The following is a 14,460-nucleotide window of genomic DNA, read 5'->3' as shown; positions in this document are numbered from 1 at the left end:
AGTGTAAAACCAACTGCATATCCGAAGGCAATAATACGATTTGGGCAACATCTGGGCTAAACAACCGTATAAATAACTCAATATCAAATCAAACCATACTGAATGAAGAAATACATCCTGGACATTGCTACGATTTTTTTAGTGGGTATGAGCATTGTCGGAACAAGTTGGAAAGCGATAGATCGCCCCCAAACACAACAAGATACGATTAAAAACATAGCAGCAGACAGTCTATACAATCAATACATCTTAAATATATATCACGAAGTTCATTTAGATTCTGCAGGATTAAATGAACGGGTTTTCGAAAAGGCATTAACTGGATTTTATAACATGAAATATTCTGGTTTATTACATGCTAAGCCTATTTTAACAATTGCAGATTTCGATCAGGAAAGCACTAAAAAACGACTGTATATAATCGATATAGCCAATAAAAAGCTACTCTTAAATACTTGGGTAGCACATGGACAAAACAGTGGTGGCGATAAACCTTCATCATTCTCGAATAATATAAACTCAAACAAGAGCAGTTTGGGCTTCTATTTAACCGGCGAAATTTATAATGGTAAACATGGTCGTTCGCTTAAATTAGATGGCATGGACCAAGGTTTTAACAGCAATGCCAGAGAAAGATCAATTGTGGTTCATGGAGCAAGTTATGTAAGTCAGAAAAGTATAGATGAATTGGGTAGACTGGGCAGAAGCCAGGGATGCCCTGCCGTTCCAGCTAAGTTGGCAGATCAAGTGATCAATACCATTTCAGATCGGACGGTGCTATTTATCAATAATTCAGAGCAACAATACAGTTCATCTTTTTTAAATGAAACACTCGCCGCAAGTGTCGTATTAAATCAGGAACAGATTTTGGTAGCACAAATGGATTAATGGTGCTTAATATTTTTGGCATTTAGGTTTTTAGGTAAGATCCAGATAAAGATTGATTTGCTACTGGCCAGTAAATCCCAAACCCAACGGTTACTATCTACCTCTTTTTCGCCACAATCTACGACTTCGGCACGTTTAAGCAGTTTTTTAACCAAAGCCTGAATCCATTTTATCCGTACAATGCGATTGAAAGATAGTCCCAGGTAATCGCAGTACACATGTGCCAGAATTTCTACCATAAGCGAAGCGTTAGAAATAGCCAGTTCTTTGCCAAAATGCTGTTCATAATCGGTTTTAATTGTATTTACCATCAGCTCAAACCTTGCCTCAGCTTTTCCATCAAGATAAGCCCAAAGTTGGGCATTACTATATACGCGGATTAATTGCGGTTCGAGTCCTACTTTAATTTTATTGCCTTCCAGTTCATAAATTTTATCCATTCATTAAAAATCAGGTGTAGCCATTAGATAGAGAGATTACCGAATTGTTAATCAATCCGATATAAAAATTCCAGATACAAATGATGGACAAAGTTATCTGATAATTGTTTGCCAAAACGAATGTTAAGTAGCATTGTGAGTAATTTTTTTAATCGGTTGCCAATATTTTAATCATCTTTGGGGTTGAAAAGATAAGCCCATTCATGAAGATTGTAATTGCAGAAAAGCCCTCTGTTGGTCGTGAACTTGCTAAAGTTTTCGGAGCAACCACCAGAAAAGATGGATACATTGAAGGTAAAGGATATTCTTTTACCTGGGCATTCGGGCATTTATTACAATTGGCTCCACCTCAGGATTATGGCTTTATTGGCTGGAGGAAGCAACATTTACCCATGCTTCCGCAAAAGTTTAAACTTGCCGTTAGAAAGATTAAAACAAAAGATGGTTTTGTAGAAGATCCGGCTGTGCGCAAACAATTAGACACCATAAAAAAACTTTTTGATGAAGCGAGCGAAATTATTGTGGCAACGGATGCGGGGCGTGAGGGTGAATTAATTTTCAGGTACATTTATTATTACCTGAAATGCAAAAAACCATTTAAACGCCTCTGGATCTCCTCACAAACAGATGAAGCTATAAAAGATGGATTCAGAAACTTAAAACCCGGAACAGATTACGATACTTTGTTCAATTCGGCCCATTGCCGCTCAGAATCAGATTGGCTGGTGGGAATGAACGCCACACAGGCTCTCAGTATTTCGGCAGGTAACAGAACAGTTCTTTCGTTAGGTCGCGTACAAACACCTACCCTGGCCATGATCTGCGCCCGTTTTTTGGAGATTAAAAATTTCGTTCCTCAAACCTATTATCAGATCAGTATCTTACTTTCTAAAGATGAACAGGTTTTTAAAGCTATATCAACCGCTAATTATAAAGAAAAAGAAGAGGTAGAAAAGTTATTTGCACTTGTTGAGGACGTGGCTTCTGGCTTTCCAACGGGCGGGAACATCACAGCTGTAGAAGCTAAACCAAGAAAAGAACCACCTCCGTTATTGCATGACTTAAGCAGTTTGCAGCAAGAAGCCAATAAGAAAAAAGGGTATACTGCCGATCAAACACTTAACATCTTGCAGAACCTATACGAGAGTAAATTGGTTTCTTATCCCCGTACCGGATCGCGCTATATTGGTGATGATATTTTTGCTGGCGTTCCAGATTTGATTGCAAAATTTACCGATCATGCTGATTTTGGAAAGCAAGCACAGTTTTTGCAAACCATTACTTTAAATAAGCGAAGTGTTAACGCTAAAAAAGTAACCGATCACCATGCGGTTTTACCTACGGGCGAACAGGCTTATGGATTAAGTCCGGATAAACAAGCCGTGTATGATATGGTTGTTGGGCGAATGATTGAGGCATTTCACCAAGAATGTATTAAGGAGTTAACCAAAATAACCATTCAATCGGGAGTTACTTTTGTGGCCAATGGAACGGTAATCCGCTCTGCAGGCTGGCGTGCTGTTTTTAACGACCCTGAAGACGATAAAAAAGATGAAGACAACGCAGCTCTACCAAAGGTTGCGGTTGGAGAACAATTACCTATAACAGAAAAATCTCTTTTAGAAAAACAAACTAAACCTAAGCCAATGTACAACGAGGCTTCGCTATTAAAAGCACTCGAAACCTGTGGTAAAGAGATTGAAGACGAAGAATTACGTTATGCCATGAAAGATAGCGGTTTAGGTACACCAGCAACACGTGCATCCATTATCGAAACCTTAATTACCAGGGAATATATTACAAGAGAAAAGCGGAATCTTGTACCTACCAATAAAGGTTTGGCTGTTTACGAAGTGGTTAAGGATAAACAGATTGCGCAGGCTGAGCTTACCGGACAGTGGGAGAAAAGATTGGAAGAAATCCGTTCAGGTTCATCAGTAAAAGATTTTAAATCCGAAATTACAGAATATACCAAAACCATTACGCACGAACTATTAATTGCAGGGGCAAGTATATCGGGTAAGCTTGAAGAAGAAAAGAAACTGGAAAAAGTTTAGCATCAACTTGCGTCATATAATGTGAAGCAGATATAAAAAGTAACCATTTGTGGTTACAGCTCCATAAATTCCCAGGCGCTGTGGTAGGCATTCAATTGTTCTGCATACTGGATAAATTCAGCATAAAAATTAGATTTCGATAATGTAGCGCTATCGCCAATAACAACCAGCTTTTTCCTTGCCCTCGTCATGGCCACATTCATTCTCCTCGTATCTGATAAAAACCCGATACTTCCATCCCCATTACTCCTGGTGAGGCTAATATATACCACATCGCGTTCCTGACCTTGAAAGCTATCAATGGTATTTACTGCAATTTTATTGCGATAAGGTGTTAAAATTTCATTTTCCTGAACTAGGGCATTTAAGATCTGAACCTGTTGTTTATATGGCGAAACAATAGCAATAGAAGGAAAGTTTTCCGTTAAGGTCTGATCTGCCAAACAAGCAACCAAATGCGTTAAATGTTTGACCAAAAATGCAGCTTCATCAGGATTGGTTGTACTGGTCCCGTCTAATTTTTCGTCGAAACTACAGCCTGCCGTATCGATAAATTGAATCGGTTGATCGCCAGTAAACAATAAATGATCAGCAACAGAATCATGGGCCTGCAGCTCATTTTTATAAAATACCCGAGATGAGTAACCCATAATATCTTTATTCATTCTGTATTGCTCTTTTAACAACACAACCGACTCTGGATGAAGATTTACTGTTTTCTCCAGTAAAGTATTACTTAACCCATTTCTTGCTGCTTCATTTGATTTTATGGTTGGCGAAAGTTGAAAATGATCGCCAGCCAATATTACTTTCTGTGCTTTTAAAATCGGTATCCAGCAAGCTGGTTCCAAAGCCTGGCCCGCCTCATCAATTACAATGGTATTATATTTTAAATTCCGAACAGTATAGTGGTTGGCTCCTACTAAGGTGGCGGTAATAATCTGTGCTTTGGTAAACAGATTATCCATAATATACTGCTCCGTTTTTTCTACTTCCTTTCCAATTTTATGCGCTTCATCAAACAAGGCCTTACGTTGCTCGCGTTCTGCTTTACCAAAACTTCGCTTGTATTTGTGGGCCATATTTTTATATTCACTGGCCTGTTTTTTTAAAGCTTTAATTGTTTTCATCTCCGGATGATCCGCCATTTGATGATCAAGAGTTGCCGCAAGCAACTTTTCAGAAACCCTTGCTGGGTTGCCCACGCGGATTACTTTTAGCCCTTCGGCAGCTAGCTTCTCCGTAAGTAAATCAACAGCGGTATTACTCGGCGCCACCACCAGGATTTTTTGATCGCTGTGTTTAACTAACGATTTTATAGCGTGCACAAGCGTTGTTGTTTTTCCGGTGCCCGGAGGACCATGAACCACAGCCAGATCATCAGCTGCTATAATTTTATTCACCGCTAATTGCTGTGAATCGTTTAGTGTATTGGGAATGATAAATTTCTCTTCACCTTGAAATGATGGTTTTTCTCCTTTTGTTAAAATACGGATCAGTTTATTTTCTGATTCATTTTCAGCTAAATATGAGGCCTGCTTAAGCGCATTCTGCATCTCATCATAGCTGTTATTATCAAAAAGTAAATCTACGCCGAGTTTACCGTCTCTTGTCCAATCGGGCAATTCATCAACACGGAAGCTGATTTTCATCCTGCTACCACTTTGATGGTTTATGATCCCTTCTACGCGGTCTTCTTTGGCATCGTGATTGGAAAATAATACCACGGCAGAACCAAAACGGAACTGATGAGAAAAATCCTGGTGGGTAGTCCTTTCTAACTCTATCGTTAAATAATCGCCACGGCCTATTTCAGTATTCCTGATGGCAATCGGGTACCAGGTTAAACCCAATGCCCTCCTATCGGCAGCTGAAGTATTTTCAGTAAGTTTTAAGTACGATTGTAAATCTTCGTTGCGCTCGGTATCGAGCAGATCTTGAAGTTTTTTAAAATATTCTTTTGGCAAGGTTAGGTGGTTAATTGTTGTATTGCTTGATTGTTAAATTGATGGAGTGTTTAAAGTAAATCAAACGCTATGCACCTGCAAATAGCGCTACAAAACGAGCTCTTGGTGCAACCTCAACATAGTCTCTTCGGCATCATCACAAAAACCAGGGTGTACTTTTGAGCATTGCACTACAGTACTTCTTGTTGCTGTAAGCCACCTAAACCGAGAAGCCTGATCGTATTGACCAATGGGACCAGATCCTTTTGCGGCCGTACTTATTCTTTCAAAAGCGCATAAGTTTTCTTTTAACTCAGCTAAATCTACTTCAGTAGAAAAAGCCTTTATTCTTTTCTCATCCAGTGCAAAAACACTTTTTAAAAACTTTTGCTTGGCGCAAAACAAAATTATGCCCACATTAATAAATTCCTCACGTTCTACCCTGGGCATTACGCGAATCACAGCGTACTCAAATAAGAATTTCCCTTGCATGCTGCGCTTCTTTTAAAAATATAGTTGAATGAGTTAACCTGGTAGTAAGGAAATGTGTATAGGCATTGCGGTGCTCCGTTTTGCTTTCAAAGTTTGTTTCGCCTTCCAGCCAGTCATCAGGAATTAAATTAATTACCGCTGCTATCTTTTCGGGACTGAGTAATCTGCTGAATTCTTCATTTACACTTTCCAGTTCAGAGGCCCATGGCAATAATACATGGTCTTTCACCAAAAAGAAAGGCTTAACAGCCTGCTCTTCCCAATTTTGCCAGGAATGATGAAAATATAATGCAGCACCATGATCTATTAACCAAAGTTCTTTATGCCACAGTAACATATTGGTATTTCTGCAGGTACGGTCCATATTGGTTAAAAAACAATCAAGCCATACAATCTGCGACGCAAGTTTAGCATCTACAGTAGTTACTGTTGGATCGAATGTTATCGCCCCTGATAAATAATGTAGTGCCAAATTTAAACCTACGCTGGCTTTTAGCAGATCTTGAATTTCTTCATCGGGCTCTGTTCTCCCAAAAGCTTCATCCAAATTGGCAAAAACCAACTCGGGTACACGTAAACCTAAATATCGGGCTATTTCACCACCAATTAGCTCGGCAATTAAAGCCCGGGTGCCCTGTCCTGCTCCTCTAAATTTTAGTACATATAAAAAGTTATCATCAGCCTCTGCAATGGCGGGCATAGAGCCACCTTCGCGCAAAGGCGTAACATATCTGGTTACATTTACCGTTCTAAGTTGTAAATTGTTCATATCTGTGGCAAGAATGGCCATTTATTTTATTTAGGCACAATTCCAAACTTGCTGCAAATTTAGCAGAATTCCAACAATAAATTGGTCCAATTTAGTCTTAAGGGTAAATGTAATCAAATTGGTTGGAGCATTTCTTGCCACGGAAACACAGAATGGATTGTACGATGGGACAGTAAACTGACATAGTACCGACCATAGTGAAATGCATCGGGCAGAAACGGGCGGGACTACCCTAACTGCTTTCCAAATAACAATAGTGTTTTATTGCTAATGATAACTCAACTAATCGTGCCCCAAATAAGCATTTCCGGCAGGAGTCATAGATGATGACCATTGTACCGAATCGCGGTTAATTTTAATTAGGCCCATACTTTCTAATTCTTCGTACTCTTCTTCCATCCCACCTAAAACCGAAGAACTAACCTGTTGATTGATTACCTCAAGTAGAGATATGATTTCTGATCTTTCCATAAAACAAATAATTACCTATACTTTAACTAACATAAATATAATCAAAATGTTTATTGCTTACTTAAACATTTTCAAGGCTTTAAGGTTGTACTTATACCAGAATTTGATTAAAATGGAAGTACATATTTATTATCTCTTCATTATGGCACTGCCAGTAGCCTGTATTGCATGGACTGTTACAAAAGAGGAAATATTTAGAGAGGCGCGCGAATTCTGTATTGACCGTTCGAAGAATTGTAATAAGCTGGTTAAGCGTAAGTTTTTCTATGTTTTCACCTGCGAATATTGTTTCAGCCATTATGTAACCGCACTGCTGCTTTTCATTACCAAATTTACTTTAATTTATCCAGACTGGCGTGGTTACATTATTTCTTTCTTTTCCGTGGTGTGGATTGCTAATGTTTACATGAGTTTGTACAATATCATCAGGATTGATCTTAAAAAAGAAAAGATTAAGGTAGCCAGAGAAGAATCGGAACTAAAAAATGATTAAAACTATTTTAGGCAGCAGGTGTTTTTTTTTAAGACACAAACTTGAAGATTATGCCATCATCGGTAATTAAATATTTCAGTTATGATGTAGCAGCTAAAGTATTGAAAATCATTTTCGTAACCAATATGATTTACCTGTACAAAAATGTTCCTGAAAAGATGTATAAGATGTTAAAGGCTTCCGGATCGAAAGGAAGATACTTTAACCGATACATTAAAGATAAATTTGAATTCCAGAAACTAGAGGAAGACTAATAAGCTCGCTCCATCAACTTTTGCCATCGAAAAACAACTTGATAAACATAAAACTGTAACAAATATCATAAAACGATATGATTGAGAAAAAAAATATTCTTGGTGTTTATTTCTGCCAAAAACATATAAATACCTATATACTAATATCTTACTTTAAAGACCAACATAATCTCAAAGTTCAAACTATAATCTTAAAGTAAAAGAAATGTTAAACTTTTAGGAATTTTCTAAACAAGTCCTATATTTGTCCTCGAGAGCGTTAATTTAGATACGGGTATACGGCTTAGGCTGTATGCCCGTTTTTTGTTCTAGCGGTTGATGCATGCATAACAACCTTATCTAAACAGATTCTTAACCACGGCGTATAGGCACCCGGATTAACTGCAATATCCTGCGCCAACGTTTCCAAATCCATATACTTAAAGGTTTCTACTTCATCAGGATTGATAACAGGTAATTTATCGCTCATACCAAAAAAAACATGGTCTATCTCGTGTTCCGTTAAGCCATCTTCAAATATTGCTTTATAGGTAAATTTAAAGAGATAGTTTAATTCGCACTCCATCCCCATTTCTTCCATTAATCTCCTTTTAGCTGCGTGGATATTACTTTCTCCAATCCGAGGATGACTGCAGCAGGTATTTGTCCATAAGCCCCCAGAATGATATTTGCTTATTGCTCTTTGTTGTAGTAACAATTCGCGCTTGGAATTAAAAATGAAAACGGAAAAAGCACGGTGTAATATACCCTTTTCGTGTGCTTCCATTTTATCCATCTGCCCTTTCGGCACATCCTCCTGATCAACCAGAATAACTTGCTCTTCCATTTAAATTACATTTAACTTATTGCGGATAATCGAATCAAACATTAAACCAATTTTATGGGTGTTCGAAATTCTTATCCGTTCAGTCATAATTTTTTCAGCACTTAAGCGCTTTATCTTTGTGAATAATTTTTTATAATAGATATAGGACAAATATACGCCATTTCTGGAAGCTGTAGGCAATAGCTTAATACCGGCTAAAGCAATATCAAATTCTGCCTCGATTTCTGCTTCTATTTCTTTTTTTTGACGATCGCAGAATAAGGCCAAATTAACATTCGGAAAATAGTTTCGGCTAAGTATTTGATGATCAGCCTTAACATCTCTCAAAAAATTAACCTTTTGAAATACAGCGCCCAATTTCATGGCATAGGGTTTCAATTGCTCGTAATCTGCATCGTTACCATAGGTAAAAACTCTTAAGCACATCAATCCTACTACTTCTGCAGAGCCTAAAATGTATTCGTTGTAAAGTTCGGAAGTATATTTTTGTATTGAAAGATCCATTTCCATGCTGCGAAGAAAAAGAACAATCAGTTCCTGATCTATCCGATATTTATTTACAACTTTCTGAAATGAATTTAAAATAGGGTTTAAACTAATGCCCAACTTAATAGCTTCGAAAGTATCCTCCTTAAATTTCTCTAATAAAAATTTCTTGTTATAATGATGAAAGCTATCCACAATTTCATCCGCTAAACGTACAAACCCGTAAATAGCGTGTATAGGTTGGCGTAGTTCTTTTCCAAGAAAATAAATACCATAAGAAAAGCTGGTACTATACAACTTAGTGGTAAGCCGGCTACAATCGGCAGATAGTTGATCAAAAATTTCTTTCATGTAAAACAGGGTAATGTATTATTTTTTCAAATTCATCAAGTGTTTTAATCCAGTTGATGTGATCGATGTTGTTTAGTTTACCGATAACCTGGCTATTTCCGGCAAGATGGATTTTAGTGGATGAACATATTTCAGACAATTGATCGATGTATTTTTGGGCTGCAGCCGCCAGTCTCGATTTTATCATAAAAAGCAAAACATGACCTACATTCAATGTGGAAAATATGCGCTTAATTGAATCCAATGGAACTTTGCTACCTAAAAAAATAACCTGATGATGATGCATCCTCAGCATATAACTGGCAAAAAGCAGCCCAATATCATGATCCTCATCCTCCGGTAAAAAAAGCAGCCAGCTTTTGTCTGAATGCCTTGTTGGTGGAAGACTATCGATATGCGTAAATATTTTTTGACGGATAATATTTGATAAAAAATGCTCGTGAGCCGGACAAATATCGTCTTTTCGCCACATTAATCCCAAACGGACCAGCAATGGATATATAATTTTCCGGTAACAGTCAGAAAGCCCCAACTGATCAATGCCCTGATCAATTAACTGATTAAAAGAGCGCTCATCAAAAGCCAAACCATGCCTAATCAGTTGAGAAACATAATAATCTGCCTGCTCATCATCAGCGGGGTAAGAAAACTGTTGATCAAGAAGTTTATCAATCGCCTCATCTGAGAGACGGCAAAGTTTAGAAATTTTTAAACCACTTTTATTTAAACTTACAATGTTTAATAGTCTTCTAAGCTGCTTATCATCATATAAACGGGTATTGCCTTGAGATCGCATCGGACTCAGCGCATTGTACCTTTGCTCCCAGATCCTAATGGTATGAGAACGAATGCCAGAAAGCTGTTCAAGATCTGAAATAGCGTAAGTCATTATTTTTGTTTAAATATATCTAATAAAATCTAAACAAAAAGAAGAAAGAAAGGTTTTTGCCAAGATCAACAAAATGTAACGTCGATATTGATAGTTTAATTTAGACCATGTAAATAAATGGTCCTATTAAAATACAGTAAACCTGAACCGTAGAACACGATTAAATTAGAAGAGCATGAAGTTGGTTAGTTAAAATATCTTTTCAGTAAGTAATACTCCCCGTTCTCCATTCCCAGTTTCTATGGTATGCACATGTTTGTACGAATGACTGAAGAAGTCGTAGCCATGTTCTCTCTCTTTAATAGCTACCGTACTCACCGGATAATTTAAGTTAGTTTGCATGCACTGCAAACTTCCGTTAGCCAACAGAAGAAAATCACAGTCGTAACCTTGTTCTTGCAGCTCAATAACCTTTTTTGTAATAGACACGTTTAATCTGTTGGTGGTGCGGATTCTATTTTTCATGGGGTATTGTTTTAGATAATTAATGATAATTATTATGCTTATTAAATATATCTATTAATAACTACTTAAATATATCTATTAATAACTACGTTTCCAAATACAATATATTGTTATACAAGCAATTAAATCAATTTGTTTTGTTTATTTATAAAAATCTACATTCCAGATTTTTACTCAGTCATGTTTCTTGCATAAAAAAAACATATGCGTATCATATTTACTACAAAAACGAACCAAACATCGTTACAGGACTAAAATAATTTCCATATATAAAAAGCATGCTATAATTTCGCATTACCTTAAAACACGTCTAATGAAATTAACATGTATCGTAATTGATGACGAGATTCACGCCGTCAACGGTATAAAATCATACATCAACAATCTCACAAATATTCATTTAATAAAATCCTATACAGATCCGTTACAGGCATTAAACGAAATTACAGCTGGAGATCATGTTGATATTGTTTTTATAGATGTTGATATGCCTATGATATCGGGCTTAGAATTATCAAAAGCAATTAGACATAAAACAGATAAATTAATATTTACCACCTCCCACTCTAAATACGCTTACGAGGCTTTTGAAATGTATGCTAGTGCTTATTTATTAAAACCATACACTTTTGCCCGTTTTGCTGAAACCATAAATAGATTATTCCCACATAGCCCTAGTGTACCAAACCTAACAGTTAAGCAAGATGATGATTATTTTTTTGTCAGGAATAAAAGCGAAAAAAACAACTTAATTAAAGTAAGGTACACCGACATTGTAGCCGTAGAAAGTCTTCAAAACTATGTACGCATTTTTACCTTAAACGAAACGATTGTATCATACATTGCGCTATCAGAGATAAAAATCATTTTAAAAGACTATCAGAATTTTGCCCAGGCACATCGCTCATTTATCATAGCCAAGAATTATATTGAAAAGGTAGAGGGCAATACCTTAAAAATGATTAATAATCTAACTATTAATGTAGGAAATAGTTACCGTGAAAGTATACACGACTATATTAAGGAGAAAACAATTAAAACAAACCGATCTTAAACTAATTTTTTAGTATTTTAGTTATCAAAAGAAGCAAACTACCAAAGTTTCTTTATTAACCCTATGTAGCCGCTCCCAAATTAACTTGCTCGATGAACTTAATAAGTAGGAAAAATAAATTTCACAAAATTCTAAGCTGGATATCAGATAAAAGACTCCACATTTTATGTTGGACCATATTTATATTTTACGAGGCTGTTATCATTGGTATTTTTATAGGGAAATTTCAACCAATCAGTAATTACATTATTTTTTATAGTTTCAACGTGGCAACCTTTTATTTTCATGCCCACGTTATATTGCCGTCTGCATTAAAAACGCTAAGTGGCCGATGGTGGAGATTGCCATTATTTATCTTACTGGAGCTGGTTGCGTACCTGATATTAATTGTAATTTTAGATTATATCGTTATCAACTACACATCCTATAGTGGCCCGTTTAAGATTGAGTTTACAGCATCGTTTTTTGCTGGTCCAATTTATCGTGCTATCTATTTTATGAGTTTCTCTACCAGTTATTATTTTCTGCTTAATTTCCTGGAAGAGCGAAAAAAAATCGAAGATTTAGAAAAGCAACGTTTAAATAACATCATTCAAATCGCAAAATCAGAGAATGCTTTTCTAAAAGCCCAGATACAGCCACATTTGTTATTTAATACCCTGGATTTTATTTACCAAAATGCCAAAGATTCTTCTCCAGTTGCAGCAGAGGCCATTCATTCTCTTGCAGAGATGATGCGCTATTCGGTTGATAGCAATAAGGATAAAGAATTTATTTTGCTTGACGAGGAGATTAATCAGGTAGAAAACCTCATTAACTTACACCAACTCCGTAAAGATCACCATATACAGCTCCGTTTTTGGTACGATGACGAAATACGCAACACTAAAATCATTCCTTTAGTATTAACCACTTTGGTAGAAAACATGTTTAAGCATGGCGAACTGCTTACACCATCACATCCTGCCGAAGTGAGTTTGAGAATCGAAAATAATCAACTTATAATAGAAACTTCAAACTTAATAAAAGCAGTTAAAGATAACTCAGGTTTAAGTTCTGGTATGGAAAACATAAAAAAGCGTTTAGCCTACACCTATGGCAAAAATGCCAAATTTGATTACTTTGCTGATTCAAACCAGTACTTCAAAGTAACGCTAGTTATTAAAATTAGATGAGAAAGCCATTTTAATAATTTTAGCCAAAAACTTCAAATCACACAATAATCTCTAAAAAAAGCTGAATTTCCTTGCCGAATACATAAAAATCCGTTTCGAATGTATTTTTTTTTCATTTTATTGGTTGAAATTGTAATTTGCATTAACTAAACCTATAAAAAATGTCAATAAATTGTATTGTTATTGATGATGATCCTCATTCCCTAGAGAGCTTGATAGCGTATATGGACAAGCTGCCTGATTTAAAGCTTATCCAAACTTTTACTGAACCGCTCCAAGCCCTAGCAGAAATATCGGTATCTAACCCTGTCGACATTATTTTTATGGATATCGAAATGCCTTCGCTTTCCGGGATTGAACTGGCGAGCCTGTTACGGCAAAAAACAAAACACCTGGTTTTTACTACCGCACACCCAAGATATGCCATCGATGCCTTTAAGGTTGACGCGGATGCTTATTTGCTTAAGCCCTACTCTATTTTACATTTTGCAAAAGCGATAAACAACCTTTACCCAACTGGAAAAAAAACACAACATCCTTTTTCCATTTTCGACGATCATTTCTTTTACATCCCGTTACAAGGAGAAAATAGCGACCTGGTAAGAATAGATCTGAATGAGTTGATTGCGGTTGAAGAAATGGGAGAAGATATTCAGTTTAAAACCACAAAAAATGCTTTTTTAAGCCCGAAATCTAATTTTATCAAGACCTTGAAAATGCTAAAAGAACATTCTGCATTTATTCAGGTTAACCCTACTGTTTTTATAGCAAAACAGCACATCAAGAGCGTGCTTGGTAATAAAATACTGCTTTCTGGTGAAACATCCTTTACAGTTTCAGGTACATATATAGAACTTTTCGCAAATTTTATTAAAAACAATTTGCTGCAGGAAAAACCACACCCAGGTACTGCCATGTAGTCTTTTATCGCTCAACATCTGCTTTTCCAATCCATTTTAATCTATAATCAAAACATTACATCTAAAACTTTGTATTTAGGATAGTCTATTTATTATTAAATTAATTGATTTATCTGTTTTGAAAAGAGTGTTGATTGTGGATGATGATCCAGATGTATTAGAAGTTTTCCAGGATGTATTAGAAACTAAACATTATAAAGTTTATCCGCTACTATCGCCAAGATATATTTTTAAAACGATAAAAGATTTTAATCCAGATCTGATTATTCTAGACATTATGTTGAATGGAATGGATGGGCGCGCTGTGTTTAAAGAGTTAAGGTTAAATCCTGAAACAGCACAAATACCCATTATTATGGCATCGGCCAGGTATGATGAAAATTATATCACATCGCAGAAATATCATCCCAACGATTATTTAGAAAAACCTTTTAACATGGCAGATTTACTGCAAAAAGTAGATGCTTTAATCGAAAATTAAAAA

17 protein-coding genes are annotated in these 14,460 nt (G+C 36.3%); 8 read left to right on the top strand and 9 right to left on the bottom strand.

Annotation, left to right across the window (positions count from 1 at the left end; all coding sequences use genetic code 11):
- The first annotated feature begins 102 nt into the window (after window positions 1–102).
- Complete coding sequence (locus FHT21_RS07555) at window positions 103–888, top strand: murein L,D-transpeptidase catalytic domain family protein (protein ID WP_167294095.1); 786 nt, start codon at window positions 103–105, stop codon at window positions 886–888.
- Here the strand turns inward: FHT21_RS07555 and FHT21_RS07550 are convergent.
- Window positions 885–1,328 carry a hypothetical protein gene (locus FHT21_RS07550; RefSeq protein WP_167294094.1) on the bottom strand — a complete coding sequence of 148 codons (444 nt, stop codon included), beginning with the start codon at window positions 1,326–1,328 and terminating at the stop codon, window positions 885–887. The genes FHT21_RS07555 and FHT21_RS07550 overlap by 4 nt on opposite strands.
- Window positions 1,329–1,531: 203 nt before the next feature.
- Between FHT21_RS07550 and FHT21_RS07545 the strand changes: the two genes are divergently transcribed.
- On the top strand, window positions 1,532–3,385 hold the full coding sequence (locus FHT21_RS07545; protein WP_167294093.1) for a DNA topoisomerase 3: 1,854 nt from the start codon (window positions 1,532–1,534) through the stop codon (window positions 3,383–3,385).
- Window positions 3,386–3,438: 53 nt separating this feature from the next.
- On the opposite strand, the gene FHT21_RS07540 is transcribed toward FHT21_RS07545, so the two are convergent.
- The 4 genes from FHT21_RS07540 to FHT21_RS07525 form a co-directional block, all read right to left on the bottom strand.
- Complete coding sequence (locus FHT21_RS07540; protein ID WP_167294092.1) at window positions 3,439–5,352, bottom strand: AAA domain-containing protein; 1,914 nt, start codon at window positions 5,350–5,352, stop codon at window positions 3,439–3,441.
- Between the two features lie 87 nt (window positions 5,353–5,439).
- The gene (locus tag FHT21_RS07535; protein WP_167294091.1) at window positions 5,440–5,823 is read right to left on the bottom strand and encodes a DUF3037 domain-containing protein; all 384 of its coding nucleotides are present in this window, start codon (window positions 5,821–5,823) and stop codon (window positions 5,440–5,442) included.
- Window positions 5,801–6,613, bottom strand: a complete 813-nt coding sequence (locus tag FHT21_RS07530; RefSeq protein WP_243853899.1) for a HipA family kinase — start codon at window positions 6,611–6,613, stop codon at window positions 5,801–5,803. The genes FHT21_RS07535 and FHT21_RS07530 overlap by 23 nt, the downstream gene beginning before the upstream one ends.
- A 261-nt stretch (window positions 6,614–6,874) precedes the next feature.
- Complete coding sequence (locus FHT21_RS07525) at window positions 6,875–7,063, bottom strand: hypothetical protein (protein ID WP_167294090.1); 189 nt, start codon at window positions 7,061–7,063, stop codon at window positions 6,875–6,877.
- Between the two features lie 112 nt (window positions 7,064–7,175).
- Between FHT21_RS07525 and FHT21_RS07520 the strand changes: the two genes are divergently transcribed.
- Both FHT21_RS07520 and FHT21_RS07515 read left to right on the top strand, forming a co-directional pair.
- The gene (locus tag FHT21_RS07520) at window positions 7,176–7,556 is read left to right on the top strand and encodes a hypothetical protein (RefSeq protein WP_167294089.1); all 381 of its coding nucleotides are present in this window, start codon (window positions 7,176–7,178) and stop codon (window positions 7,554–7,556) included.
- A 50-nt stretch (window positions 7,557–7,606) separates the two neighbouring features.
- The gene (locus FHT21_RS07515; RefSeq protein WP_167294088.1) at window positions 7,607–7,810 is read left to right on the top strand and encodes a KTSC domain-containing protein; all 204 of its coding nucleotides are present in this window, start codon (window positions 7,607–7,609) and stop codon (window positions 7,808–7,810) included.
- 283 nt (window positions 7,811–8,093) lie between these two features.
- Here FHT21_RS07515 and idi read toward each other — a convergent pair whose 3' ends face one another.
- The 4 genes from idi to FHT21_RS07495 all read right to left on the bottom strand — a co-directional run bounded on the left by idi (window position 8,094) and on the right by FHT21_RS07495 (window position 10,827).
- A complete protein-coding gene (idi, locus tag FHT21_RS07510) occupies window positions 8,094–8,636 on the bottom strand; it encodes an isopentenyl-diphosphate Delta-isomerase (RefSeq protein WP_167294087.1) in 543 nt (180 codons plus the stop codon).
- On the bottom strand, window positions 8,637–9,473 hold the full coding sequence (locus FHT21_RS07505; RefSeq protein WP_167294086.1) for a squalene/phytoene synthase family protein: 837 nt from the start codon (window positions 9,471–9,473) through the stop codon (window positions 8,637–8,639). It lies immediately after the preceding gene.
- Window positions 9,457–10,362, bottom strand: a complete 906-nt coding sequence (locus FHT21_RS07500; RefSeq protein WP_167294085.1) for a MerR family transcriptional regulator — start codon at window positions 10,360–10,362, stop codon at window positions 9,457–9,459. The genes FHT21_RS07505 and FHT21_RS07500 overlap by 17 nt, the downstream gene beginning before the upstream one ends.
- A 189-nt stretch (window positions 10,363–10,551) precedes the next feature.
- Window positions 10,552–10,827 carry a hypothetical protein gene (locus FHT21_RS07495; RefSeq protein ID WP_167294084.1) on the bottom strand — a complete coding sequence of 92 codons (276 nt, stop codon included), beginning with the start codon at window positions 10,825–10,827 and terminating at the stop codon, window positions 10,552–10,554.
- Between the two features lie 313 nt (window positions 10,828–11,140).
- Here FHT21_RS07495 and FHT21_RS07490 point away from each other — a divergent pair, with 313 nt between their 5' ends.
- From FHT21_RS07490 to FHT21_RS07475, 4 genes are all read left to right on the top strand, one after another.
- The gene (locus FHT21_RS07490) at window positions 11,141–11,881 is read left to right on the top strand and encodes a LytTR family DNA-binding domain-containing protein (RefSeq protein ID WP_167294083.1); all 741 of its coding nucleotides are present in this window, start codon (window positions 11,141–11,143) and stop codon (window positions 11,879–11,881) included.
- Window positions 11,882–12,147: 266 nt separating this feature from the next.
- Window positions 12,148–13,056, top strand: a complete 909-nt coding sequence (locus FHT21_RS07485; RefSeq protein ID WP_167294082.1) for a sensor histidine kinase — start codon at window positions 12,148–12,150, stop codon at window positions 13,054–13,056.
- Between the two features lie 161 nt (window positions 13,057–13,217).
- Window positions 13,218–13,976 carry a response regulator gene (locus tag FHT21_RS07480; RefSeq protein WP_167294081.1) on the top strand — a complete coding sequence of 253 codons (759 nt, stop codon included), beginning with the start codon at window positions 13,218–13,220 and terminating at the stop codon, window positions 13,974–13,976.
- Window positions 13,977–14,103: 127 nt separating this feature from the next.
- Window positions 14,104–14,457 carry a response regulator gene (locus FHT21_RS07475; RefSeq protein WP_317169959.1) on the top strand — a complete coding sequence of 118 codons (354 nt, stop codon included), beginning with the start codon at window positions 14,104–14,106 and terminating at the stop codon, window positions 14,455–14,457.
- The last annotated feature ends 3 nt before the right edge of the window (window positions 14,458–14,460 follow it).

The sequence above is a fragment of the Pedobacter sp. SG908 genome (genome assembly GCF_011759615.1).
Lineage (GTDB): Bacteria > Bacteroidota > Bacteroidia > Sphingobacteriales > Sphingobacteriaceae > Pedobacter > Pedobacter riviphilus.
This window is presented reverse-complemented; position numbering and strand designations above follow the sequence as displayed.